Origin of the sequence: Mesorhizobium sp. CA13, from assembly GCF_020165235.1 — a bacterium.
GTDB lineage: Bacteria > Pseudomonadota > Alphaproteobacteria > Rhizobiales > Rhizobiaceae > Mesorhizobium.
Genome location: NZ_JAIUHS010000011.1, coordinates 43,872 through 67,099, shown reverse-complemented (window position 1 = coordinate 67,099; position 23,228 = coordinate 43,872). Strand labels below are relative to the sequence as shown.

Here is a 23,228-nt window from a genome sequence, read left to right as displayed (position 1 = left end):
ATCGCGTCGCAATGCAGCACATTTTCCGCTTGCCTGTGGCACAAATGACCCTAGACTCCGGCCATAGCTCTTTAAGAGGAGGCTATGTCATGGGACTTACGAGGCCAATCAACGCATTGATGATCTGTGCTGCGTTTGCATTCATCGGCGCCCTCATTATAGGCGTTCTTCCCTGAACCCGCCAAAACGGGGAAGACCAGCACCCAATAATCAACCAATTTGAAAGGCCGGGTTTTTACCCGGCCTTTCTGCATCTCAAGCCCCGTTCAGGCGGCTGCGGAGCCAGCCACTTCCGCCTCATGCGAGCGGATGCCGATCATGTGGCAGACGGCAAAGACGAGGTCGGCCCGGTTCATCGTATAGAAGTGGAAATCGCCCACGCCCCGCTCGACCAGATCCAGCACCTGCTCGGCCGCCACCGCCGACGCGACCAACGCATGCGTCTGCGGATCGTTCTGCAGACCGTCGAAACGCTCGGCCAGCCATGCCGGCACCAGCGCGCCGCAACGTGCCGAGAAATTGGCGACCTGGGTGAAATTGTGCACCGGCAGGATGCCCGGCACGATCGGAATGTAGATGCCGGCTCGACGCGCGCGCTCGACATAGCGCTCGTAGAGATCGTTGTCGAAGAAGAATTGGGTGATCGCCCGCGTCGCGCCATTGTCGACCTTACGCTTCAGCATGTCGATGTCGGTGGCGAAGTCGGGGCTTTCCGGATGCTTTTCGGGATAGGCCGACACCGAGATGTCGAAATCGCCCACGCTCTTCAGCGCACCGACCAGCTCGGCGCCATTGGCATAGCCGTCCGGGTGCGGACGATAGGCGGTGCCGACGCCCGCGGCGGGATCGCCGCGCAGGGCGACGAACCGCTTCACGCCCATGCCGGCGAATTCCTGGATGACCGCGTCGACCTCAGGGCGTGGAGCGTCGACGCAGGTCATGTGCGCTGCCGGCGTCAGGCTGGTCTCCTTCAGGATACGGCCTACGGTGCGTGCCGTGCGCTCCCGAGTCGAACCGCCGGCACCGTAGGTCACCGAGACGAATTTCGGCTTCAGCGGTTCCAGTCGGGTGACCGTGTCCCACAGCCTCGCTTCCATCTCGTCAGACTTTGGCGGGAAGAATTCGAAGGAAACCCTGACCTTGTCGCCAATGTCGGGGCGGCGGGAAAAGCGGAACTGGTTCATCAGGCGATTTCCCCTATCGAACGCACTTTGGTCTGCTGGCTGTCATTGGCAGGATCGGCGATCAGCAGGCGCCGGTCGCGGCCAAGCCAGAGCTTGACCGTGAGCCTGGCCTCGGTGCCGCCGCGCGGCTCGAACTCCTGGGCATCTTCGAGATCGAGGCCCGCTTCGGAGAACCACTCGCCGATCTGCCGGTCGGAAAAGCCGAGGCGCATATGCGCATGCTCGTCGCGCAGGAATTCCAGGGTATGCGGCGCGAAATCGACGATCACCAGCCGTCCGGAAGGGCGCAGCAGCCGCGCCGCTTCATGGACGGCGCGGGCGGGATCGTCGAGATAGTGCAGCACCTGATGGATGGTGACGAGATCGAAGGCGTCGCGCTTGACCGGCGGCGAGAAGATGTCGCCCTGCCGCACCTGAGCATTGGAGACGCCGGCCTTGTCCAGATTGGCGCGCGCGACGGTCAGCATCTCGCGCGACATGTCAATGCCGATGCCGCGCCGGTAGAGTGGCGAGAAGATTTCCAGGAGGCGCCCGGTACCGGTGCCGAGATCGAGCATCGACTGGAATGGCCGCTTGCCGACGAGTTTAATGAGGGCGGCCTCGACCGCACGGTCCGGCACGTGCAGGGAGCGGATGTGGTCCCAGCTTGCCGCATTCTGCGAAAAATACTCCGCCGCGCGGTCCTGCCGCTTGCGCTTGACCGAGGCCAGCCGCTCGAGATCGCGCTCGACCTGCGGATCGGCGCCGCGAATGCCGGCGACCAGCCGCAGCACGAAGTCGCGCGCCGAATCCGTGTCCGACAGCCTGAAGAAGGCCCACGACCCCTCCTGGTAACGGCCGATCAGTCCCGCCTCCAGGAGCAGCTTCAGGTGGCGTGACACGCGCGGCTGCGACTGGCCGAGAATCTCGGTAAGATCGGACACGGTGAGATCGCCGCGCGACAGCAGCGCCAGTATGCGCAGGCGGCTCGATTCGGCCGCCGCCTTCAATGTGTCCACCATGGTGTCGAGCGAGACATGCATCAGCGTATTCTCTTTGAAAAAGATATAAACATATGTTTATGTCGATTTTCGACACCTTGCAAGCGCTATGTCGCTTCCGGACAAGAAAATGCCGCATGCATGATTTCCCGGTGCATATCGTCCAAAAATGTGTAGCGGTTTTGGGTAACGACATGCGCCAACCAAAAGATGGATAAAATGACTGGACGGCGTGAGATGTTCGAGGCGCGGGAGGGCGAGCAGAGGCTGGAGATAGATCCGGCGCTGATGCCGGCCGATGGCGGCGTCATCTTCATCGGCCGCATCGCCTCGCCATGGACGACGCGCGAAACCTGCCCCAAGAACATGCGCGCGGCGCGCGAAACCGGGCAGCCGGCAGCACTGACGATCGACCCGGCCTACCGGGCCGGCCTGCAAGGGCTGGAGCGCCCCAGCCACCTCGTCATCCTGTCGTGGCTGCACCACGCGCCGCGGACTCTGATCGTTCAGAAACCGCGCCATGCCGCTGAAGCAAAAGGCGTATTCGGCCTGCGCTCCCCTGCCCGGCCAAACCCGATCGGCCTGCATGTGGCGAAACTGCTCGCGATCGACATCGCCACCGGGCGCATCGACATCGACGCCATCGACGTGCTCGATGGCACCCCAATCATCGACATCAAGCCCTATTTCGCATCGACCGATGCCTTTGCCGAGGCGACCATCGAAGGGCGCGACGAACGATGAAGGCGCCGACCGGCCGTCGACGCGCCCTCGCCAAGGCGCTGACAGCGCTTCTGCCGCTGGCGCCCTATGCCGACATGGAGAAGATCCGAGCCGATGCCGGCTCCGTTCACATGAAGACCCTGCCGCCGACCATTGCCGTGTGGCTGGCGACCATTGCCCATATCCGCCACGCCCATACCGACTACGAAAAGCTGCTCGCCGAAGGCTATGACCGCGACTCGGCGCGCTTCTTCGTCATCGAGCAGACCAATGTCGTGCTTACCCGCTGGCGCGCCACCCGCCTGCTCGACGCCGACGACGAGGATGATTGAAGCGGTTGCCGTCCGGCACGGCACTCGGTTGCATGGCTGGCCAGCTTCAGTTCGAGGACGAACGACGCCGAATGACTGGCTCTATGCCCGCTGCCTGACACCGATAGCCTGTGACACAAGGAGGTGCTGATGAGCCAGACCGCACAGGATACACAGCCGCTGCCTGTGGTGAGCGACCGCCACGTAGACCCGCATGCCTATCCCGACGGCATCGCCTTCCTCGACGGCCAGTACCTGCCGATGTCGCAGGCCAAGATCTCCGTGCTGGACTGGGGGTTCCTGCATTCCGATGCCACTTACGACACCGTGCATGTCTGGAACGGCCGCTTCTTCAGGCTTGACCTGCATCTCGACCGCTTCTTCGGAGGACTGGAGAAATTGCGCATGACGATCCCGTTCGACCGCGACGGCGTGACCGGGATCCTGCACGATTGCGTGGCACTGTCGGGACACCGCGCCGCCTATGTCGAAATGCTGTGCACGCGCGGCGCTTCCCCTACTTTCAGCCGCGATCCGCGGCAGTCGATCAATCGCTTCATGGCATTTGCCGTGCCGTTCGGCTCGGTAGCCAATGCCGAGCAGTTGCAGCGCGGACTGCGGGTCGCCATCAGCGACAAGGTGCGCATTCCGCCGGCCTCGATCGACCCGGCGATCAAGAACTACCACTGGCTCGATCTGGTGCGCGGCCTTTACGACGCCTATGACCGCGGCGCCGAGACAGCGCTCATTCTCGACTTCAACGGCAATGTCGCCGAAGGCCCGGGCTTCAACGTCTTCTGCGTCAAGGACGGCAAGCTCTCGACGCCGGCGATCGGCGTCCTGCCCGGCATAACCCGCCGCACCGTCTTCGATCTCTGTGCGCAGGAAAACCTCTCCGCCGCTCCGGCCGATGTCAGCGTCGCGGCATTGCGCGGAGCCGACGAGGTCTTCATCACCTCGACAGCCGGCGGCATCATGCCGGTCACGATGATCGACGGCAGCCCGGTCGCGGACGGGAGGCCCGGCGCGATCACCCGCCGACTGATGGCGCTCTATTGGGACAAGCATGAGGATCCGGCCTGGTCGAGCGCTGTACGCTACCCCTGACCGGTCGCCGCTCCGTCCAAATAATTCCGCCACCGCCTCTGGAAAGTCGCGGGACGCACCGTATATGGCAAAAAAGCGGAGAAGCCTCCGTTTAGCTCCGAAAAATCACAGCCCCGCACGGGCAAGGACTTCATCATGACAAACAAGGTTTGGTTCATCACCGGATCGTCGAAGGGTTTTGGCCGCGTCTGGGCCGAGGCCGCGCTCGCCCGCGGCGACCGCGTCGCGGCAACCGCCCGCGATGCCGGCACGCTCGCCGATCTCGCCGTGAAATATGGCGACAACATCGCCGCGATAAAGCTCGATGTCACCGACAAGAAAGCCGTCGATGCCGCAATCGCCGAGGCGCACAAGCGGTTTGGCCGGCTCGACATCGTCGTCAACAATGCCGGCTATGGCCATTTCGGCGCTATCGAGGAAGTCAGCGAGCAGGAAGCCCGCGACCAGATCGAAACCAATGTGTTCGGCGCACTGTGGGTCACCCAGGCCGCCTTGCCGATCATGCGGGCGCAGCGCTCCGGCCACATCATCCAGATCTCGTCGATCGGCGGCGTCAATGCCTTCGCCTCGCTTGGCCTCTACCACGCCTCGAAATGGGCGCTGGAAGCCTTCAGCCAGTCGCTGAGCCTCGAGGTCGCGGAGTTCGGCATCCATGTCACGCTGGTCGAGCCCGGCGGCTTCTCCACTGACTGGGCCGGTCCGTCGGCCAAGGTCTCCAAAGCGCTGGACGCCTATGCGCCCGTCCGCGCTGCCATGGCGGAGCGCCGCAGCCGCGCCGTGGCCGGCGATCCCGAGGCCACCGGACCGGCGATGCTGGCCATCGTCGACGCGGCCGAGCCACCTCTCAGAGTGTTCTTCGGCGACGGCGGGCTGCCGATGATCAAGCAGGAATACGCCAACCGCATCGCCACCTGGGAAAAGTGGGACCATGTTTCGGTCATGGCGCAAGGCGCCAACAAGAACCGCAAGGCCTAGTCCGGGTCGCTCAGCCACGCCGTTTCGAGCGGCGTGGCTACCTCGTCAGGCGCGATAAATCCACTGCTCGGGCACCCGCACGGAGATTTCCTCGCCGGACCTGGCGATGCCGGGCTTCTCGACCCAGCCTACAAGGCCCCGCAGCCGCTTGGCCACTTTCGGAAAGAGCAGCGCAGTGGCGTCGCGGTCCGCCGCCCGGACATGCTCGGCGATCGACTGCCCGGCGACGCGGCATGGCTTGTTCTGGGCATCGATCTTGATCGTCACGCCGCCCTGGAAGAACAGCAGCGAGCCGGATGGCAACATCGAAAGATGCGGCACCCCTTCGATCAGCAAATTGGCGCCGATCCACTCGGGCTTGATCTCCTCTAGGCCCATGCGTTCGGCGACCAGCGCGAGTTCGTCCGCCGCCACCAGCGACAACTGCCTCTCGTTGCGCATCTCGGTGCCGCGCGGATACCACGGTTCGCGCCCGCCGGAGCGTCGCGTTATCCCGGCATGAAAATCGCCGGCTATGCCGTCGAAGCCCAGCTGCAATTTCTCGACCGCCTTGGTTTCGAAATGGTCGAACGGAGCGGCATAGAGCGCCGCCGCCCTTGCCACCAGCTTGCGGCCCGGCACGATGTCGACCGTCAGGTCCGCCGGAAAAAGCCTTGGGTTGGTTTCCTGCATCGGTCTGGTCTAGAGGCCCTCCGCAATGCGGTCCAGTCGAAAGCGCTGATGATCCGATCACGCCGTTTGATGCCGATCACGACTTTCTTACCGGAAACGCAGTTGCCGCCCACAGCGCGCCGCATTGCCGCCGTGCCGCCGGCATAGACGAGGGCGCCAGATCGGGAGGAGGTTCGGGTCATGCAGGTGGGACACGCCGTTGCCGCGCTCTGGTTGTTCTGGCTGGTATCGTGGATTCTTGCCGCGTCATGGGCCGATCCCGTGCGCAAGCGGGCGGATTTCAGGGCGGAGGCGCGATATCGGGTTCTCTGGCTCGCCGGTACCGTCCTGCTGTTCGTTCCGGCGCACGGCTATGTGGGCCGGCTTCGGCTCTGGACACTCCCGCTACCCCAAGCCTGGATTTGCGTCGCCCTGATCGCCATCGGCATCGCCTTTGCATGGTGGGCCCGCCTGCATCTCGGCCGGCTGTGGTCCAGCACGGTAACCGCCAAGGCCGATCATCGCGTCATCGACACCGGTCCTTACGCGCTTGTCCGTCATCCGATCTATACGGGCCTGCTGCTTTCGATCTTTGCCACCATGGCCGTCAAGGGCACGGTATGGGGCGTCGCGGGTGCGGCCCTGCTGCTTGCCGGGATCGTCGTCAAGGCGAGGCTGGAGGAAAGTTTCCTGCGCGGCGAGCTTGGGCCCGCCTATGACGATTACGCGCGCCGCGTGCCGATGCTGGTTCCCTTCCCGCCGGCCTGAAGCGGCAAGCGCCCGTCCTACAGCATCCGCAGCAGCGCGCCGCCGATCGAATACCCCGCGCCGAAAGCGCAGATCAGCCCGAAGTCGCCCGCCTTCATGTCAGCATGGTTCTCCGACAACGCGACGATGGCGCCGGCGCCCGCCGTGTTGCCGAGACGCTCCAGCACCATGGGCGCGCGGTCATGATCGACCTCGTGGCCGAATGACAGTTTCAGGATCATGGCGTTCATGCGCGCATTGGCCTGGTGCAGCCAGAAGCGTCGCACCGCCTGCGGCGTCAGGCCGTGCTCGGCCAGGAACTCGACGATGAATTTGTGCCCGGCGACGGTGACTTCCTTGAACACCTTGTTGCCGACCTGCTTGATGAGGTTGCCCTCCAGATCGATCCTGTAGGGATCGTCCTGTGCGGTGCGGGTGTGATAGCCGAGATTGGTGCGGATGTTGTTCGACATCTGCGTCCAGATACGCGTGTCGAGCACCTCGAAACGTCCCGGCCGTTTCTCGCCGAGTGCCAGCCCCTCGACCACCATCGACACCGAGGCGTCGCCGAAGATGAAATGCGTCTGCCGGTCGCGGAAATTGAGATGGCCGGTGATGATCTCCGGCGTCGTCACCAGGATGCGCTTATGCGCGCCCGCGCGCACCAGATTGACCGCCATGTGCAGTGCCGCCGCGGCGGAGGAGCAGCCGAGCCCCATGTCGAACCCCGCCCCCTTGGTGCCCAGGGCTTGCTGCATCTCGATGGCGATCGCCGGATAGGGCCGCTGGTGGTGCGAGGCCGAGCAGATCACCAGGTCGATATCGGACGGCGTCAGCCCGGCATGGTCAAGCGCCTTGCGGGCCGAAGCGATGCCGAACTCGGCCTCCAGCGACAGCGCATCGTCCGGCCGTGCGGGAATGCGCGGCGCCATGCGGGTCGGATCGAGTATGCCTTCGCGCTCGATCACATGACGGCTGCGCACGCCCGAGGCGTGGACGATGAAATCGCTGTCCGATTTCTGCAGCAGCGGCTGGTCCGTGCCCGACCGGCGCGCGTTCTCCGTGTCGACCCAGTTGTTGAAGCTGGCGACCAGTTCCTCATTGCTGATCTCGGGCTCGGGGATTTCGACGCCGATGCCGCTGATGATGACGCGATGCATGTTCAGTCCGTCCCATCCGCAGGCGTTCAGGGGCTTTGATGTGGGCGCTAGGGAGGCCCGGCGCAACCCTTGTCGCATTGAGCCGGTTTATGCCAGCTTAAACCGGTTGCCGCGTCCCCTCACCATGCGCACAGTTTGGTGTTCGTCTGCGGGCTGTTCCAGCATGCGCCGTCGTGGCGGCCGCGCACGAACCGTACCAAGCCATCTTCAAGCCCGCTTGGCGACGATGAAGATGCGGGGAAAACGCAACAGCACCTTGCCATTAGCCGTCCTGGGATAGGCCCTGGCGATCTTGGCCGTGTAGCTGTCGAGGAACATCTTGCGCTCATCCGCACCCAGCGGATCAACAAAAGGTTTCAGGCCCGTCGACTTCACCCATTCCACGATCGCTTCGGCATCGGCCAGCGGATGATTGTAGACCGTGTGCCAGATGTCGAGCCGGTCCGAGAGCGGCGACAACAGATCATAGTAGAACGATACCGGCGGCAGCGGCGCGCGCGCCGCGCCCTTCATCTTGGCTGCGAACGGCATTTCGGCGGCCGTCTCACGCATCAGCCTGTGGGAATCTTCGCCCATATTGTCGGGCATCTGCACGGCGAGCGCGCCACCTGGCGCCAGAAACCCCATCAGCCGCTCGAACACGGCGGGATGGTCAGGCAGCCACTGGAACACGGCATTGGCGAAGATCACGTCGACCCGCTTCTCGGGCTGCCATGCGGCAGCGTCCGCCAGATCGAAAGTGACGTTGGGCAGGCGCGTCCTCGCCTTCTCGATCATGTCGGGTGAGGTGTCGAAGCCGCTGACCTCGGCATCCGGCCAGCGCTCGACCAGCAATTCGGTCGAATTGCCAGGCCCACAGCCGATATCGACGACACGGCGCGGAAAATCCACCGGAACCTGAGCGACCAGGTCCCGCGCCGGCCGCGTGCGCTCGTCCTCGAATTTCAGATATTGGGCGGCGGACCAATCAGCCATCTAAGCTCCTCATATCGTCTTGAGAAATCCGCCGCCTTCGCAAACCTTTACCGCGTCAGCCTCTTATGCGTCATGCGGTGCGGGGCCGCCGCTTCCGCACCCAGGCGGCGAAGCTTGTCCTTCTCATATTCCTCGAAATTGCCTTCGAACCATTCGACATGCGCGTCGCCCTCGAAGGCGAGCATATGAGTCGCCATCCGGTCGAGGAACATGCGGTCGTGGCTGATGATGACCGCGCAGCCCGCATAGGCTTCCAGCGCATCTTCGAGCGCGCTCAGCGTCTCGGTATCGAGATCGTTGGTCGGTTCGTCGAGCAAAAGCACATTGCCGCCGCCTTTGAGCATCTTGGCCAGATGGACGCGGTTGCGCTGGCCGCCCGAAAGGTTGCCGACCTTCTGCTGCTGATCGCCGCCACGGAAGTTGAAGGACGAGCAATAGGCGCGGCTGTTGACCTCGTGCTTGCCGAGCTTGATGACTTCGGCACCGCCGGAGATTTCTTCCCACACCGTCTTGTTCGGATCCAGCGCGTCGCGGCTCTGGTCGACATAGCCGAGCTTGACCGTCTCGCCGATGCGGATCGATCCGGCGTCCGGCTTCTCCTGGCCGGTGAAGGTCTTGAACAGCGTCGTCTTGCCGGCGCCGTTCGGGCCGATGACGCCAACGATGCCGCCCGGCGGCAGCCTGAACGACAGGTCCTCGATCAAAAGCTCGTCGCCGAAGCCCTTGGTGAGCCCTTCGACCTCGATCACAACATTGCCGAGGCGCTCACCCGACGGAATGACGATCTGCGTGTCGGTCGGCTTGCGGTTCTGCGACTGCTCGACCAGTTCCTCATAGGCCTTGATACGGGCCTTGGACTTGGTCTGGCGCGCCTTGGGCGAGGACTGGATCCACTCACGCTCGCGCCAGATCGACTTCTGGCGGGCGTCGTCCTCACGGCCTTCCTGGATCAGGCGCTTGGCCTTGGCGTCGAGATATTTGGTGTAGTTGCCCTCGTAAGGGATGCCACGGCCGCGATCGAGCTCGAGGATCCATCCGGTGACGTTGTCGAGGAAGTAGCGGTCGTGGGTGATGATCAGCACCGAGCCCGGATAATCGCGCAGGTGCTTTTCCAGCCAGGCCGTGGTCTCGGCGTCGAGATGGTTGGTCGGCTCGTCGAGCAAAAGCAGATCGGGCTGTTCCAGGAGCAGCCGGCACAGCGCCACGCGGCGGCGCTCGCCGCCCGACAGATTGGTCACCTCGGAATTGGCCGGCGGGCACTGCAGCGCGTCCATCGCCATCTCGACCTGCTGCTCAAGGTCCCAAAGGTTGAGCCGATCCATCTCGTCCTGGAGCTTGGCCGACTCGTCGGCCGTCTCGTCGGAATAATTCATCATCAATTCGTTGTAGCGCTCGATGATGGCGGTCTTCCTGCCGACGCCGTCCATGACGTTTTCACGCACGGTCTTGCTGTTGTCGAGCTGCGGCTCCTGCGCCAGGTAGCCTACGGTCGCGCCCTCGGCCAGCCACGCCTCGCCCTGGAACTCCTTGTCGAGCCCGGCCATGATGCGCAGGATGGTCGACTTACCCGAACCGTTAGGGCCGAGAATGCCGATCTTGGCGTCCGGGTAAAAGGACAGATGAACGTTATCGAGCACCTTCTTGGTGCCGTAGGCCTTCGACAGGCCGGACATGTGATAGATGAACTGGCGTGCCACGCGCGCTTTCCCTGAAAAACTGACTTGTTCGTCGATTTGAATGGAGGTTGGCCGCTATGTAGGCGATGCGGGGCCGAACGGCAATCGCTTTCGCCGCATCGAACCGATCACAGGCCGCACTAACAACGGGCATTGGCGTTGCCCCGGCCTGCCTCCCGGCAGGAATGAGCTCAGGATTTACTGGAACCCGATCGCGTCGACGGTTCCGGTCGGGCAACCGGCCTTGTTGGTCGGCACCGAGGCCAGCAGCAGGTCCTTGAGCGAGCTGTTCGGGCCGATCGGACCGGCGAGGCCGAGCGTCAACTCGCCGATCAGCCGCCGCCCGCTCGACGGATCGATGACGCAGGAAACGCGCACGCGATCGCCGGCGCCGGCGCCGAAAGCCCGGTCAAAGGCGCCGCGTATCTGATCCGCCGTCAGCTTGCCGCCGATGTTCTTGGCGAAGAGGTCGCGCACAGCCGAGCCGTTCACCTCACGCATCAGGCTGAGCGCGTCGGAAAAGTACTCCTGCTGGTTCTTGCCGTAGCAGGTGCCGTGCTTGATCCATTCATGCCGCTCCAACTGCGAAGCAGTGCCGGGCATGACCTTGTCGAGTTCCGTGCGCGTGTCGGCATCCAAATTGACAGGCGGAAGATCCTTCCAGTGCGCCGGACTGTCGTTGGCCTTGTCCCCGGCCGGTACCTGGCAATAGAAATTCCCGTTCGGCTGCGGCCACAGGCCGTGCAAGGTGAAGTTGCTGGCATCGAATTCATTCGGGTTTTGCGCCTTGCATTCGCTCTTGCTGGATTTGGTCTCGCAAAAAGCCGGCTGCCAGCTCAGCGCGAAGACATATTCGGGTTTTCCCGACGCCGCCGGCTTGCCCTGCCCGCCGGGGGTCGCCGGCAGCGTTGCTGCGCTGCTGCCGGAGAGATGTCCGCAACTGACCTTCACCCAGCGCCGATCCGGATCCGCGCCCGGTACCAGGATGAGATAATGCGTCGGCGCATCCTTGTTGCCCGCCAGAAGTTGGTAGCTCTGGCCGGCATCGGTTGAGACATTGCCGGGATTCTTGCCGTTCTTGATGGCTTGCGTTGCCGGACATGAGGCATCGGCAACGAAGGTGCCGCTCATCCTGACGTCGGCATGGGCCGCGCCCGTCAATGATGCCGCCGAAATGGCCAATCCGAAAACAACAGCAATGCGCATGGGGAATCCCTGGGTGAAAAAGGTGGCCGACAGACTGAAGCTGTCTCCATGTCAGAATTGCGATATTCCACCGGCCAAACGCAAGAAACATCATCGCGAGAAATCCGGAATGGCGGATTGACGCTGAACCGGCCCCGGCGCAAACAAGGCTGGCGCCACCGAGGCGGGCCAGGGTGGAAATCACTGAATGTCGTTCAGCCAGCAGCGCATGGTCCCTTCGCCGACCGGCGCCGACCTCAATCTTCTGGTCCGGCAGGCCGAGGGCCATCCGCGCGCCGTCATCCAGATCAATCACGGGCTGGCGGAACATGCGGCGCGCTATGGCCGATTTGCCGATTTCCTGGGCGCGCGCGGCTTCCATGTCTATGTCCACGACCATCGCGGCCATGGCGCGACCAAGGCGCCCGACGCACCGCTGGGCAGGTTCGCGCATGAGGACGGCCCCGCCAAGGTCATAGCCGATGTCGGCGCCATTCATGATCTCATCACCAGGGAGCAGCCGGGCCTGCCCGTCATCCTGTTCGGCCATTCGATGGGCGCCTCCGTGGCGCTGAACTTCCTCCTGGCGCATTCGAATCGCATTCATGCCGCCGCCATCTGGAACGGCAATTTTTCAGCTGGCCTGCTCGGGCAGGTGGCACTCGGCATCCTTGCCTGGGAAAGGATGCGGCTCGGCTCGGATGTCCCATCGCGCCTGCTGCCGAAACTCACCTTCCAGGCCTGGGGCAAGGCGGTGCCCAACCACCGGACCTTGTTCGACTGGCTGTCACGCGACGAGGCGGAGGTGGCGAAATACATCGCCGACCCGCTATGCGGCTGGGACGCCTCGGTGTCGATGTGGCGCGATGTCGTCCAGATGGCACTCAATGGCGGCAGGGACGCAGGTTTTGCCGGCGTTCGGCGCGATCTTCCCGTCAGCGTCGTGGGGGGCGAAAAAGACCCTGCGTCGGACCATGGCAAAGCGATCACCCATCTTGCCCAACGCATGCGCAAAATGGGCTTTTCGAATCTCGTTTCAAAGGTTTACAGCGAAACCCGTCACGAAAGCCTGAACGAGGTGAATCGCGACATCGTCATGGACGATTTCGCGGGGTGGGCAGAGGCGGTCCTGAAGCGGTGAAGCGTTGGCCCATCGCAAGAACCGTGACAGCGGCAATCTCTGTTGATAGAGGCTTCGGTTCCGACCAATTCTGGTGATCTATGGCTGAGCCCCCGCTGAAAGGCGTCCGCGTCGTCGAACTCGCCCGCATCCTTGCGGGGCCCTGGGCCGGGCAGTTGCTTGCCGATCTCGGCGCCGACGTCATCAAGGTCGAAAGCCCCGATGGCGGCGACGACACCCGCAAATGGGGTCCGCCCTTCGTCATGGGCAAGGATGGCGAAAACCTGTCGGCCGCCTATTATCATTCCTGCAATCGCGGCAAGCGCTCCATCGCCATCGATTTTTCCACGCCGGAGGGCGCCGAAACCGTGCGCCGGCTGGCGGCAACGTCTGACGTGCTGATCGAGAACTTCAAGCTTGGCGGCTTGAAGAAATACGGGCTCGACCATGACAGCCTGCGCAAGATCAATCCGCGCCTCGTTTATTGCTCGATCACCGGCTTCGGCCAGGACGGTCCTTACGCGCCGCGCGCCGGCTACGATTTCATCATCCAGGGCATGGCCGGCATGATGTCGATCACCGGCGAGGCCGGACGCGAGCCGCAAAAGGCCGGCGTCGCCATCTCCGACATCTTCACCGGCCTCTATTCCGTCATCGCCATCCAGGCGGCCCTTCGCCACGCCGAAAAAACTGGCGAAGGCCAGCACATCGACATGGCATTGTTCGACACCCAGATCTCGGCGCTCGGCAACCAGAACCTCAACTATCTCGTTTCCGGCAAGTCGCCGGTGCAGATGGGCAACGCGCATATGAACATTGCGCCCTACGAGGTGCTGCCGGTCCGGGACGGCCACATCATCCTGGCGGTCGGCAATGACGGCCAGTTCGCCAGGTTCTGCGCGGTGGTCGGGCTGGACGAATTGCCCGGCAATCCCGATTTCGGCACCAATCCGGCCCGCGTCGCCAACCGGGTGAAGCTGCGCGAGCGGATCGTCGAGGCGCTGAAGACCAGGGATCGCGACCCTCTGCTGGCCAAGCTCGAAGCGGCTAGCGTGCCGGCGAGCCCGATCAACACGATCGGACAGATGTTCGCCGACCCGCAGGCGATCGCGCGCGGCATGCGGCTCGACCTCGACGACGGCCATGGCAATCTTCTGCCCTCGGTTCGCGCACCGATGATCATGTCCGAAACACCGCTCGTCTATGAGCGCCCCTCGCCCCGCCTGGGCGAACACACTGACGAAATCCTTGCCGAACTGGAGAGAGCAAAATGAAAACCGGCGGACAATTGATCGTCGACGCGCTCGAGGCCAACGGCACCGACCGTATCTTCTGCGTGCCAGGCGAATCCTATCTCGCGGTGCTCGACGCGCTGCACGATTCATCGATCCGCAGTATCGTCTGTCGCCAGGAAGGCGGCGCCGCCATGATGGCCGACTGCCAAGGCCGCCTCACCGGCAAACCCGGCATCTGCTTCGTCACCCGCGGCCCCGGCGCCACCAATGCGTCCGCCGGCATCCACATCGCCATGCAGGATTCGATTCCCGTGATCCTGTTCATCGGCCAGGTCGCCAGCCATGCCAAGCAGCGCGAGGCCTTCCAGGAAGTGGACTATGTCAGGTTCTTTGGCGACATCGCCAAATGGGTGGTGGAGATCGACGATGCCTCGCGCATTCCCGAATTCGTCACCCGCGCCTTTGCCGTGGCGACCTCCGGCCGCCCAGGCCCTGTCGTCATCTCGCTGCCGGAAGACATGCTGACCAGTGTCGTCGACGCACCGGCTGCGCTCGCCTACACCCCGGTCGAGACCAGCCCCGCCGAAGCCGAACTCGACCGGATCGAGGCGCTGCTCAATGCCGCCAAACGGCCGATCGCGATCCTGGGCGGCACACGTTGGGATTTCCAGGCTGTTCAGGAAATCACCCGCATCGCCGAGGCGTGGTCGCTGCCGGTCGGATGCTCCTTCCGCCGCCAGATGTTGTTCGATCATCTGCACCCGAACTATGCCGGCGATGTCGGCATCGGCATCAACCCGAAGCTGGCGACAGCGATCAAGCAGGCCGATCTGGTGCTGCTGATCGGCGGCCGCATGGGCGAGATGCCGTCCTCGGACTATACGCTCCTGAAAAGCCCCTACCCCGACCAGATGCTGGTTCATGTCCATGCCGATGCCGGCGAACTCGGCCGCGTCTACCGCCCAACGCTTGCGATCAACGCCTCGCCCGCCGCCTTCGTGCGCGCCTTCGCCAAACGGAAGGGACCGGCATCGCCGGGCTGGGCGGCGGATACGGCAAAGCTGCACGCCGCTTATCTCGACTGGTCGACGCCGCCGGAAAGCGGTCCGGGCGCCGTCCAGATGGGGCCGATCATGACCTATCTCGAAACGGTGCTCCCCGACGACGCGATCCTGACCAACGGCGCCGGCAACTACGCCACGTGGGTGCACCGCTTCCATCGCTTCCGCCGCTTTGCCACACAGGGCGCGCCTACTTCAGGCTCGATGGGCTATGGGACGCCTGCCGCTGTCGCAGCCAAGGCGCTGTTCCCGGATCGCACCGTGGTCGCCTTCGCCGGCGACGGCTGCTTTCTGATGAACGGGCAGGAATTCGCGACCGCCGTGCAGTACGGGTTGCCGATCATCGTCATCGTTGTCAACAATGGCATCTACGGCACCATCCGCATGCACCAGGAGCGTGAATACCCCGGGCGGGTGGTCGCCACCGACCTCAAGAATCCGGACTTCGCCGCCCTGGCGCGTGCCTATGGCGGCCATGGCGAAACGGTGGAGAGGACCGCCGACTTCGCCCCTGCCTTCGAGCGCGCCCGCGCTAGCGGCAAGCCGGCGATCATCGAGATCAGGCTCGATCCGGAGGCAATCACGCCGACCCGCACGATGACGCAGATAAGAGACAAGGTCTGAAGGTCGGTGTCCGGCAGGACAGAGGGGGCGCTGCCCGCAAAGCCTTCAAGCTAATACGGGCGCCCCCTGAGCGACGGCGCGTTACATCGACGCCGCCGCCTTTTCGATCTGACCGCGGATCTCGCCATCCTTATGGGCGGCGGTGTGGATGTTGACGTAATATTTGCCGGCCTCCAGATCGGTCACCTGCGTATCCGTCAATGTCGCCGACCCCTTGATCGGGCTCTTGAGTTTTTTGAACGGGATTACGGGGTCCGCATTTTCCCCCATCGCCGCCGGGCCATGAATATGTGCGGCCGTCGCCGGCCCGCTGAGGCCGGAATATTTAACGTTCCAACTGAGTTTCTTCTTGGCGGTGTCGAAGGTGAATGTGGCGGTTCCCTTGCCCTTGGTGGTGACGGGCGGGCTTTGCTGGCTGCCATCGAGCGTCGCCTTGAACTTCACCATGTCGGCTAGGGCCGGCGATGCGAACAGGAAAGCGGTCGAAATGGCCACCGCCGAAAGCATCGGCAAGACGGTCTGTATACGCATGAAGAACCTCCGTTTGGCTGTCGCATCCGTCGTGGCTCCCCCGCACGCGCATGCCTTCGACGCAACGCTCGGCCGCCGCAATGTATCCAGGCACACGCTTTTGTGATTTGGCCACATGAAAAAGGGGCGGTCACCCGCCCCTCCAACACCAGCCATCGAGCCCCGTCACGAGGCCAGTTCGAGGCTTACTTGATCGCCTTGTCGGTGATCGCGGTGGTATAGGCGCCTTTCGGCTCCTTGGTGATGATCTTCTGGTCGAGCAGCGCCTTGGCGGTACGCTCGTAGGTCGCCGGATCGAGCTTGCCGTCGGCATTGTCGATCAGCTTGGCGACTTCGCTCATCATCCGCTTCTGGTGGTTCTCGTCCTGGCCGCCGCCGTCCATGACGATCTCGGCCGCTTCGTCGTTGTGATCGACGGCATATTTCCAACCCTTCATCGAGGCGCGCACGAAACGCACCATCTTGTCCTCGAAGGCCGGATCCTTGAGCTTGTCCTCCGAGGCATAAAGCCCGTCCTCGAGCAGGTCGTTGCCCATCGCCGAGTAGTTGAACACGGTGAGCTGCTCCGGCTTGTAGCCGGCGTCGATCAGCTGCCAGTATTCATTGTAGGTCATGACCGAAATGCAGTCCGCCTGCTTCTGGATCAGCGGCTGCACGTCAAAGCTCTGCTTGAGAACGGTGACGCCGTCCGGGCCGCCATCGGTCTTGAGGCCAAGCTTGTTCATCCAGGCGTAGAACGGATATTCGTTGCCGAAGAACCAGACGCCGAGCGTGTGGCCCTTGAAGTCGGCTTCGGTCTTGATCGGGCCGTCCTTCGGGCAGACCAGTTCCATGCCGGCCTTCTTGAACGGCTGGGCGATGTTGACCAGCGGCACGCCCTTTTCGCGGGCTGCCAGCGCGCCGCCCATCCAGTCGACGATAACATCGGCGCCGCCGCCGGCGATCACCTGCTCGGGCGCAATGTCGGGACCGCCCGGCTTGATGTCGACGTCGAGACCCTCGGCCTCATAGAAGCCCTTCGCCTTGGCGACGTAGTAGCCGGCAAACTGGGCCTGCGTGACCCATTTCAGCTGTAACGTCACCTTGTCGGCAGCCATTGCCTGGAACGCGGCCAGCGACATCGCGCCGGCCAGTACAGGAATAATCAGTCTTTTCATTTTTTTCCCTCTGGAGTTAGTGCCCAAACCCACCGCCCCTATCCACCACGGACAGAGGGATGCCAAAACGTGACGGCTCTTTCGACAAGAGCGACCACGCCATAAAAGACCGAACCCGCAAGGGCTGCAACTGCGATTTCGGCCCAGACCATGTCGATGTTCATCCGCCCGACTTCGGTCGAGATGCGGAAGCCCATGCCGACGACAGGCGTGCCGAAGAACTCAGCGACGATGGCGCCGATCAGCGCCAGCGTCGAGTTGATCTTCAGCGCGTTGAAGATGAAGGGAGCGGCGGCCGGCAGCCTGAGCTTGATAAGCGTCGGCCAGTAGCCGGACGCATAGGTGCGCATCAGGTCGCGCTCCATATGGCCGGACGCGGCCAGACCGGCGACGGTGTTCACCAGCATCGGGAAGAAGGTCATGATGATGACGACAGCCGCCTTGGACTGCCAGTCGAAGCCGAACCACATCACCATGATCGGCGCCACGCCGATGATCGGCAGCGCCGAGACCATATTGCCGATGGGCAGCAGGCCGCGCCGCAGGAACGGCACCCGGTCGGCGAGAATGGCCGTGACGAAGCCGGCCCCGCTGCCGACGACATAGCCGAAGATCACCGCCTTGAAGATGGTCTGCCGGACATCGGCGCCAAGGATCGGCAGCGAACTGGCGATGCGCGCGCCGATGGCGCTCGGCGGCGGCAGCAGGATGAAGGGGATGCCGGCGCCACGCGTCACCGCTTCCCAGATGATCAGGATCCAGGCGCCGAAGATGGCGGGGATGATCAGGCGTAGCGCAGTGCGCATCCAGCTTTCCGTGGGGTGCAGTCCCGATAGCACCGCGACGCAGCGCCAGCCAAGCAGCCAGGCGGTGGTGAGCAGCAGGAAGTAAGGCGCCAGTGCGGTGCCTTCGAAACCGGCGATGCCCGAGATCAGCAGCCAGGCAGTGAGATGGGCGCCGATGAAAAGCACGACAGCTTCGACGATGGACGGTATTCTGGCCATCGAGATCAAGGCCGAGAGAAGAAGCACGCCGAAGATCAGCCAGCCCGTCGCTGCATAGGGATACATCAACGTCCCTGCGGGCTGCGCCAGCGGATCCACCTTTGGCGCGGCGATCGCGCCAAGCGCAAGCCCCGCCACGCACAGCACAATGGCCAGCACCGCCTGCCAGGAAGGTTTCAGCCGGTTCATGCCGGCCTCCCGCCCATGGCGCGGTCGACGAGGCGCCCGGCAATGCCGACCACCATGACCAGCAGCGCGGCGACGATCGAGCCGGCGACCAGCGCCGACCAGATATCGATGGACTGGCTGTAATAGGCGCCGGCGAGCAGCTTGGCGCCGATGCCGGCGACAGCACCCGTCGGCAGTTCGCCGACAATGGCGCCGACCAGGCTGGCCGCCACCGCCACCTTCATCGAGGTGAACAGGAACGGCACCGAGGCCGGCACGCGCAATTTCCAGAAGGTCTGCGCACGGCTGGCATTATAGGTGTGCATCAGGTCGAGATGCATGATCTCGGGCGAGCGCAGCCCCTTCACCATGCCCACCGTCACCGGGAAGAACGACAGATAGGTCGAAATCATCGCCTTGGGGATCAGTCCGGTAATGCCGATCGCCGCCAGCACGACGATGATCATCGGCGCCACCGCCAGGATCGGGATGGTCTGCGAGGCGATGATCCACGGCATCAGGCTGCGGTCGAGCGTCGCCACATGTACGATGCCCACCGCGATGATGATGCCGAGCGCCGTGCCGAAGGCAAAGCCGAGCAGCGTCGAGGACAACGTCACCCAGGCGTTGTAGACCAGGCTGCGGCTGGAGGTGACGCTGCGCAAAAAGGTGTTCTCGAAAAAGTTCACCGCCACCTGGTGCGGCGCCGGCAGCGTCGGCTTCGGCTGCGAGAGCGTCTTGCCGATGAATTCGACGGTGCCGGAGCTCGTGTTCGAGCGCTGATCGAGATCACGCTGGAAGGGTGTGTTGAGGATAACCGCGAAGACGTACCAGAGCACGACCACGCCGGCGAGGATCGAGGTGACCGGGATGAGCTTGGAACGGAAAGTGTCCATCTAGCGGGCCTCGCCAGTTGGGCGCCCTCCTCTCCCCAACGGGGAGAGGGTGGCCGGAGCGAAGCCGAGGTCGGGTGAGGGGATAAAAATCTTTCCGTCGAGGCAAGCCAAGATCGTATCAAGGACCGCTCGGCGCTCGGCCAAAACCTCATGGTTCCAGAACCGGAGAACCGAATAGCCCTGTCCGTTCAACCAAGCTGTCCTTGCGGGGTCGGTTTGTGAATCCGCATGTTGGCTGCCATCAAGTTCGACAATCAGCCATTCCTTGCGACAAACAAAGTCAGCGAAGAAAGGGCCGGGCGGCATTTGCCGAACAAATTTGTAGCCATTGAGGTGGCGCCCTCTCAACTCGCCCCAAAGCCGGTATTCAGCCTCGGTTTCGTCGAATCGGAGCTGCCGGGCGCGAGCGGTTGCACCGACCTTTCTCTTGGTCGGATCCGTCGGCGCCGCCCCCTCACCCGACCTCCGCTTCGTTCCGGCCACCCTCTCCCCGTTGGGGAGAGGAGGAAACCCGTCCCCCTCAATCATCATAGCTGTGCCCTGCCCTCAAGCCATCGCGCACCCTCGCGGCGATCGCCAGGAACTCCGGCGTCTCGCGGATGTCGAGCGGCCGCTCCTTCGGCAGCGTCGACTCGATGACATCGCTGACGCGGCCCGGTCGCGGCGACATGACCACGATGCGCGTCGACAGATACACGGCTTCCGGAATGGAATGGGTGACGAAGCAGATGGTCTTGTTGGTGCGCGCCCACAGTTCCAGCAACTGCTCGTTGAGGTGGTCGCGCACGATCTCGTCCAGCGCGCCGAAAGGCTCGTCCATCAACAGAAGATCGGCATCGAAGGCGAGCGCGCGAGCGATCGAGGCGCGCTGCTGCATGCCGCCGGAAAGCTGCCAGGGATACTTCTTCTCGAAGCCGGAAAGGTTGACGAGCTCGAGCGTGCGCCTGATCCGCTCTCCCTGCTCCGCCCCGGACAGACCCATGATCTCCAGCGGCAGCGCGACGTTGCGCTCGATGGTGCGCCAGGGAAACAGGGCGGCGGCCTGGAAGACGTAGCCGTAGGCGCGTTTCTCGCGCGCCTGTTCTGCTGTCATGCCGTTGACCGAAATGGTCCCCGAGGTCGGCTTCTCAAGATCGGCGATGACCCGCAGCAAGGTCGTCTTGCCGCAGCCCGACGGCCCGATGAAGGAAACGAACTCACCCTTGCCGATGGTCAGGTCGACATTGGACAGCGCCTGTACCGGCCCGTCATTGGTCTGGAAGGTCAGGCCAAGCTTGCTTGCCGCGACGACGGCTGGCGAAATCTCCGTCATCGGCCGCGGCCTGCCTGTTCCTGCCCCTGCGGCGCCGGCCCGATTCCGATTGCTTTTATCGCGATGTTGTTTTCCACTCACCCAGTCCCATTGGTCTTGTTCCACTTATTCGACGCCCGGAGTTTCCCCGATGTCGCCTAAACCCACTTGCCATCTTATCCGCCCTGAAAGCTCTTATGAAGGCAAGCAGGGATTGACCTATTTTGCCGGGATCGCCACCGAGTCGGTCGGCTCATCTGGTATCTGCATGCATGTGCTCACCATGCCGCCCGGCGCCCGCGCCAAGGCGCATCTGCATGAGAACCATGAAACGGCGATCTACGTGCTCTCCGGCGAGGTCCATACCTGGTACGGCGACCGGCTTGAGAACCACATCGTCGCCAAAGCCGGCGACCTCTTCTACATTCCGGCCGGCGTGCCGCATCTGCCCGCCAATCTGAGCGGGGCCCCGTCTTCGGCCGTCATTGCCCGCACCGATCCCAAAGAGCAGGAAAGCGTTGTCCTGTTGCCGGAACTGGATGCATTGGTCGCCTGACGCTGGTGGGAAGGGTTTCGGCGTCATCGGCACCGGGAGACTTCTCCGTAGAGCGCGCCGTCTTCGTCGGCGATCACCAGCTTCTTGGCATTCCTGGCGCTGCGCTTGACGGTGAACTGGATTGGCGACTGCCCTTCTTCGCCTTCCGCCTGGCATTGCGCCTTCAGCACCAGCGAGCCGTCGGCCTGCGCCTGCTTGCCGGTAAAGGTGCAGGCGCTGGCGACCGTGATGAACTCCTTGTCGGTCAAAAGCAGCATGTCCTCCGCATAGACCTGCTGGCCGTTGCTGTTGATGCAGCCGGACTTGTTGCCATAGGGCTTGGTGAGGTCGATGCCGGCCGCAGACGCATGGCCGGCCGCCGCCGCGACGACCGACGCGGCGGCCAACAGAAAGGCGCGCATGCTCAAACCCCGGTCGCCGGAATGCCTGTCCGCTCCACCTTGCGCGGCGCGGTGATCTCCTTCCAGGTCGACAGTGCCCGATTGACCGCCGCATTCGGCTCACGGCCGACGAACTGGCCATGGCCAGGCTTGGCCTTTACCTGGGCCTCTTCGATCGACAATTCGCCACGCGAGAAGACGAAGCGCGGCAGGCCGGTCACTTCGACGCCTTCGAAGACATTGTAGTCGATGACCGACTGCTGCTTCTTCGAAGAAATCGTCTTCTTGCGTTTGGGATCCCACACGATGATGTCGGCATCCGCGCCTTCGACGATGGCGCCCTTTTTCGGGTACATGTTGAGGATCTTGGCGATGTTGGTCGAGGTTACGGCGACGAATTCGTTCATCGTCAGCCGCCCGGTGTTGACGCCCCTGGTCCACAGCACCGGCATGCGATCCTCGAGGCCGCCCGTGCCGTTCGGGATCTTGGTGAAGTCGCCGACGCCGAAGCGCTTCTGGTCCGTGGTGAAGGCGCAGTGGTCGGTCGCAACCACCTGCAACGATCCCGCCTGCAGGCCGGCCCACAGCGAATCCTGGTGTAATTTGTTGCGAAAGGGCGGGCTCATCACGCGGCGCGCCGCATGGTCCCAGTCCTTGTCGAAATACTCGCTCTCGTCCAGCGTCAGGTGCTGGATCAGTGGCTCGCCGAACACCCGCATGCCTTTCTGACGCGCCCGGCGGATGGCCTCGTGCGCCTGCTCGCAGGAAACATGCACGACATAGAGCGGCACGCCGGCCATGTCGGCGATCATGATGGCGCGATTGGTCGCCTCGCCTTCCACTTCCGGCGGGCGCGAATAGGCGTGCCCCTCCGGGCCATTGTTGCCGGCGGCAAGCAGCTTCTGCGAGAGCGCCGCAACCACGTCGCCATTCTCGGCATGCACCAGCGGCAGCGCGCCGAGCTCGGCGCAGCGCTGGAACGACGCGTACATCTCGTCGTCGTCCACCATCAGCGCGCCCTTGTAGGCCATGAAATGCTTAAACGAGGTGATGCCCTTGTCGACGACGGTAGCCATCTCGTCGAACACCTGCTTGCCCCACCAGGTGATCGCCATGTGGAAGGAATAGTCGCAGGCAGCCTTCGAGGTCTTGTTGTCCCACATCTGCAAGGCCTCGAGCAGCGACTGCTGCGGCGACGGCAGGCAGAAATCGACCACCATCGTCGTGCCGCCGGCAAGGGCGGCGCGCGTGCCGGACTCGAAATCGTCGGCCGAATAGGTGCCCATGAACGGCATTTCGAGATGAGTATGCGGATCGATGCCGCCGGGCATGACGTAGCAGCCGGTGGCGTCGAACTCATGGTCGCCATGCAGGTCGGAGCCGATGGCGACGATCTTGCCGTGCTGCATCAGCACGTCGGCCTTCCATGTGCGGTCGGCGGTGACGATGGTGCCGTTGCGGATGACTTTGGTCATTTTCTTGTTCCCTTGTTCCTTCGCGCTTCTAGCGAGCAGCGTTTGGAAATCCAGCT

24 protein-coding genes are annotated in these 23,228 nt (G+C 63.5%); 9 read left to right on the top strand and 15 right to left on the bottom strand.

Annotated features, from left to right (window positions below):
- Positions 1 to 266: 266 nt before the first annotated feature.
- Together metF and LB566_RS22615 are read right to left on the bottom strand one after the other, a co-directional pair.
- Positions 267 to 1,184: a methylenetetrahydrofolate reductase [NAD(P)H] gene (gene metF / locus LB566_RS22620; protein ID WP_224627201.1), complete on the bottom strand. Its 918-nt coding sequence runs from the start codon at positions 1,182 to 1,184 to the stop codon at positions 267 to 269.
- On the bottom strand, positions 1,184 to 2,206 hold the full coding sequence (locus LB566_RS22615; RefSeq protein ID WP_224627190.1) for an ArsR/SmtB family transcription factor: 1,023 nt from the start codon (positions 2,204 to 2,206) through the stop codon (positions 1,184 to 1,186). The genes metF and LB566_RS22615 overlap by 1 nt, the downstream gene beginning before the upstream one ends.
- 177 nt (positions 2,207 to 2,383) lie before the next feature.
- Between LB566_RS22615 and tsaA the strand changes: the two genes are divergently transcribed.
- The 4 genes from tsaA (at position 2,384) to LB566_RS22595 (ending at position 5,280) form a co-directional block, all read left to right on the top strand.
- A complete protein-coding gene (tsaA, locus tag LB566_RS22610) occupies positions 2,384 to 2,908 on the top strand; it encodes a tRNA (N6-threonylcarbamoyladenosine(37)-N6)-methyltransferase TrmO (protein WP_224627188.1) in 525 nt (174 codons plus the stop codon).
- Positions 2,905 to 3,219, top strand: a complete 315-nt coding sequence (locus tag LB566_RS22605; RefSeq protein WP_140644196.1) for a DUF2293 domain-containing protein — start codon at positions 2,905 to 2,907, stop codon at positions 3,217 to 3,219. Before tsaA ends, LB566_RS22605 begins: the two co-directional genes overlap by 4 nt.
- Before the next feature lie 129 nt (positions 3,220 to 3,348).
- A complete protein-coding gene (locus LB566_RS22600; RefSeq protein ID WP_224627186.1) occupies positions 3,349 to 4,305 on the top strand; it encodes a D-amino acid aminotransferase in 957 nt (318 codons plus the stop codon).
- A 135-nt stretch (positions 4,306 to 4,440) separates the two neighbouring features.
- On the top strand, positions 4,441 to 5,280 hold the full coding sequence (locus LB566_RS22595; RefSeq protein ID WP_224627184.1) for an SDR family oxidoreductase: 840 nt from the start codon (positions 4,441 to 4,443) through the stop codon (positions 5,278 to 5,280).
- A 45-nt stretch (positions 5,281 to 5,325) separates the two neighbouring features.
- Here LB566_RS22595 and LB566_RS22590 read toward each other — a convergent pair whose 3' ends face one another.
- Entirely contained in the window at positions 5,326 to 5,952 is a 627-nt protein-coding gene (locus LB566_RS22590; protein WP_224627181.1) for an MOSC domain-containing protein, read from the bottom strand.
- Positions 5,953 to 6,132: 180 nt separating this feature from the next.
- On the opposite strand from LB566_RS22590, the gene LB566_RS22585 reads away from it, so the two are divergent.
- Entirely contained in the window at positions 6,133 to 6,699 is a 567-nt protein-coding gene (locus tag LB566_RS22585) for a methyltransferase family protein (RefSeq protein WP_224627179.1), read from the top strand.
- Between the two features lie 17 nt (positions 6,700 to 6,716).
- Here LB566_RS22585 and LB566_RS22580 read toward each other — a convergent pair whose 3' ends face one another.
- From LB566_RS22580 to LB566_RS22565, 4 genes are all read right to left on the bottom strand, one after another.
- A complete protein-coding gene (locus LB566_RS22580; RefSeq protein WP_140553063.1) occupies positions 6,717 to 7,838 on the bottom strand; it encodes a beta-ketoacyl-ACP synthase III in 1,122 nt (373 codons plus the stop codon).
- 207 nt (positions 7,839 to 8,045) lie between these two features.
- A complete protein-coding gene (gene tam / locus LB566_RS22575) occupies positions 8,046 to 8,813 on the bottom strand; it encodes a trans-aconitate 2-methyltransferase (protein WP_224627177.1) in 768 nt (255 codons plus the stop codon).
- A gap of 47 nt (positions 8,814 to 8,860) precedes the next feature.
- On the bottom strand, positions 8,861 to 10,510 hold the full coding sequence (gene ettA, locus LB566_RS22570; RefSeq protein WP_224627175.1) for an energy-dependent translational throttle protein EttA: 1,650 nt from the start codon (positions 10,508 to 10,510) through the stop codon (positions 8,861 to 8,863).
- Between the two features lie 177 nt (positions 10,511 to 10,687).
- Positions 10,688 to 11,695 (bottom strand): ribonuclease T2 family protein, encoded by a 1,008-nt coding sequence (locus tag LB566_RS22565; protein ID WP_224627173.1) that lies wholly within the window; start codon positions 11,693 to 11,695, stop codon positions 10,688 to 10,690.
- A gap of 187 nt (positions 11,696 to 11,882) precedes the next feature.
- Between LB566_RS22565 and LB566_RS22560 the strand changes: the two genes are divergently transcribed.
- The 3 genes from LB566_RS22560 (at position 11,883) to LB566_RS22550 (ending at position 15,714) form a co-directional block, all read left to right on the top strand.
- Positions 11,883 to 12,815 (top strand): alpha/beta fold hydrolase, encoded by a 933-nt coding sequence (locus LB566_RS22560; protein WP_224627171.1) that lies wholly within the window; start codon positions 11,883 to 11,885, stop codon positions 12,813 to 12,815.
- 80 nt (positions 12,816 to 12,895) lie between these two features.
- Complete coding sequence (locus tag LB566_RS22555; protein WP_224627169.1) at positions 12,896 to 14,068, top strand: CaiB/BaiF CoA transferase family protein; 1,173 nt, start codon at positions 12,896 to 12,898, stop codon at positions 14,066 to 14,068.
- Positions 14,065 to 15,714, top strand: a complete 1,650-nt coding sequence (locus tag LB566_RS22550) for a thiamine pyrophosphate-binding protein (protein WP_224627167.1) — start codon at positions 14,065 to 14,067, stop codon at positions 15,712 to 15,714. The genes LB566_RS22555 and LB566_RS22550 overlap by 4 nt, the downstream gene beginning before the upstream one ends.
- Positions 15,715 to 15,795: 81 nt before the next feature.
- On the opposite strand, the gene LB566_RS22545 is transcribed toward LB566_RS22550, so the two are convergent.
- The 6 genes from LB566_RS22545 to LB566_RS22520 form a co-directional block, all read right to left on the bottom strand.
- A complete protein-coding gene (locus LB566_RS22545; RefSeq protein WP_224627157.1) occupies positions 15,796 to 16,245 on the bottom strand; it encodes a CHRD domain-containing protein in 450 nt (149 codons plus the stop codon).
- 185 nt (positions 16,246 to 16,430) lie between these two features.
- Positions 16,431 to 17,402 (bottom strand): ABC transporter substrate-binding protein, encoded by a 972-nt coding sequence (locus tag LB566_RS22540; protein ID WP_224627155.1) that lies wholly within the window; start codon positions 17,400 to 17,402, stop codon positions 16,431 to 16,433.
- 38 nt (positions 17,403 to 17,440) lie between these two features.
- Positions 17,441 to 18,595 (bottom strand): ABC transporter permease, encoded by a 1,155-nt coding sequence (locus LB566_RS22535; protein WP_224627153.1) that lies wholly within the window; start codon positions 18,593 to 18,595, stop codon positions 17,441 to 17,443.
- On the bottom strand, positions 18,592 to 19,470 hold the full coding sequence (locus LB566_RS22530; RefSeq protein ID WP_224627151.1) for an ABC transporter permease: 879 nt from the start codon (positions 19,468 to 19,470) through the stop codon (positions 18,592 to 18,594). The genes LB566_RS22535 and LB566_RS22530 overlap by 4 nt, the downstream gene beginning before the upstream one ends.
- Positions 19,471 to 19,953: an endonuclease domain-containing protein gene (locus LB566_RS22525; protein WP_224627149.1), complete on the bottom strand. Its 483-nt coding sequence runs from the start codon at positions 19,951 to 19,953 to the stop codon at positions 19,471 to 19,473.
- 37 nt (positions 19,954 to 19,990) lie between these two features.
- Positions 19,991 to 20,782, bottom strand: a complete 792-nt coding sequence (locus tag LB566_RS22520; protein ID WP_224627138.1) for an ABC transporter ATP-binding protein — start codon at positions 20,780 to 20,782, stop codon at positions 19,991 to 19,993.
- A gap of 130 nt (positions 20,783 to 20,912) precedes the next feature.
- On the opposite strand from LB566_RS22520, the gene LB566_RS22515 reads away from it, so the two are divergent.
- Positions 20,913 to 21,317 carry a cupin domain-containing protein gene (locus LB566_RS22515; protein ID WP_140553046.1) on the top strand — a complete coding sequence of 135 codons (405 nt, stop codon included), beginning with the start codon at positions 20,913 to 20,915 and terminating at the stop codon, positions 21,315 to 21,317.
- Positions 21,318 to 21,340: 23 nt separating this feature from the next.
- Here LB566_RS22515 and LB566_RS22510 read toward each other — a convergent pair whose 3' ends face one another.
- Together LB566_RS22510 and hydA are read right to left on the bottom strand one after the other, a co-directional pair.
- A complete protein-coding gene (locus tag LB566_RS22510; protein WP_224627136.1) occupies positions 21,341 to 21,718 on the bottom strand; it encodes a hypothetical protein in 378 nt (125 codons plus the stop codon).
- Positions 21,719 to 21,720: 2 nt separating this feature from the next.
- Positions 21,721 to 23,172, bottom strand: a complete 1,452-nt coding sequence (gene hydA / locus LB566_RS22505) for a dihydropyrimidinase (RefSeq protein ID WP_224627134.1) — start codon at positions 23,170 to 23,172, stop codon at positions 21,721 to 21,723.
- Between the last annotated feature and the right edge of the window lie 56 nt (positions 23,173 to 23,228).

Excerpts from the sequence above, each read along its gene's own strand:
- LB566_RS22565 (WP_224627173.1), bottom strand. The coding sequence starts at position 11,695 with ATGCGCATTGCTGTTGTTTTCGGATTGGCCATTTCGGCGGCATCATTG.
- LB566_RS22550 (WP_224627167.1), top strand. The coding sequence starts at position 14,065 with ATGAAAACCGGCGGACAATTGATCGTCGACGCGCTCGAGGCCAACGGC.
- LB566_RS22555 (WP_224627169.1), top strand. The coding sequence starts at position 12,896 with ATGGCTGAGCCCCCGCTGAAAGGCGTCCGCGTCGTCGAACTCGCCCGC.
- tsaA (WP_224627188.1), top strand. The coding sequence starts at position 2,384 with ATGACTGGACGGCGTGAGATGTTCGAGGCGCGGGAGGGCGAGCAGAGG.
- LB566_RS22545 (WP_224627157.1), bottom strand. The coding sequence starts at position 16,245 with ATGCGTATACAGACCGTCTTGCCGATGCTTTCGGCGGTGGCCATTTCG.
- LB566_RS22590 (WP_224627181.1), bottom strand. The coding sequence starts at position 5,952 with ATGCAGGAAACCAACCCAAGGCTTTTTCCGGCGGACCTGACGGTCGAC.
- tam (WP_224627177.1), bottom strand. The coding sequence starts at position 8,813 with ATGGCTGATTGGTCCGCCGCCCAATATCTGAAATTCGAGGACGAGCGC.
- LB566_RS22530 (WP_224627151.1), bottom strand. The coding sequence starts at position 19,470 with ATGGACACTTTCCGTTCCAAGCTCATCCCGGTCACCTCGATCCTCGCC.
- LB566_RS22595 (WP_224627184.1), top strand. The coding sequence starts at position 4,441 with ATGACAAACAAGGTTTGGTTCATCACCGGATCGTCGAAGGGTTTTGGC.
- LB566_RS22560 (WP_224627171.1), top strand. The coding sequence starts at position 11,883 with ATGTCGTTCAGCCAGCAGCGCATGGTCCCTTCGCCGACCGGCGCCGAC.
- LB566_RS22510 (WP_224627136.1), bottom strand. The coding sequence starts at position 21,718 with ATGCGCGCCTTTCTGTTGGCCGCCGCGTCGGTCGTCGCGGCGGCGGCC.
- LB566_RS22540 (WP_224627155.1), bottom strand. The coding sequence starts at position 17,402 with ATGAAAAGACTGATTATTCCTGTACTGGCCGGCGCGATGTCGCTGGCC.
- LB566_RS22600 (WP_224627186.1), top strand. The coding sequence starts at position 3,349 with ATGAGCCAGACCGCACAGGATACACAGCCGCTGCCTGTGGTGAGCGAC.
- LB566_RS22605 (WP_140644196.1), top strand. The coding sequence starts at position 2,905 with ATGAAGGCGCCGACCGGCCGTCGACGCGCCCTCGCCAAGGCGCTGACA.
- LB566_RS22520 (WP_224627138.1), bottom strand. The coding sequence starts at position 20,782 with ATGACGGAGATTTCGCCAGCCGTCGTCGCGGCAAGCAAGCTTGGCCTG.
- LB566_RS22585 (WP_224627179.1), top strand. The coding sequence starts at position 6,133 with ATGCAGGTGGGACACGCCGTTGCCGCGCTCTGGTTGTTCTGGCTGGTA.
- LB566_RS22580 (WP_140553063.1), bottom strand. The coding sequence starts at position 7,838 with ATGCATCGCGTCATCATCAGCGGCATCGGCGTCGAAATCCCCGAGCCC.
- LB566_RS22515 (WP_140553046.1), top strand. The coding sequence starts at position 20,913 with ATGTCGCCTAAACCCACTTGCCATCTTATCCGCCCTGAAAGCTCTTAT.
- LB566_RS22535 (WP_224627153.1), bottom strand. The coding sequence starts at position 18,595 with ATGAACCGGCTGAAACCTTCCTGGCAGGCGGTGCTGGCCATTGTGCTG.
- LB566_RS22615 (WP_224627190.1), bottom strand. The coding sequence starts at position 2,206 with ATGCATGTCTCGCTCGACACCATGGTGGACACATTGAAGGCGGCGGCC.
- hydA (WP_224627134.1), bottom strand. The coding sequence starts at position 23,172 with ATGACCAAAGTCATCCGCAACGGCACCATCGTCACCGCCGACCGCACA.
- metF (WP_224627201.1), bottom strand. The coding sequence starts at position 1,184 with ATGAACCAGTTCCGCTTTTCCCGCCGCCCCGACATTGGCGACAAGGTC.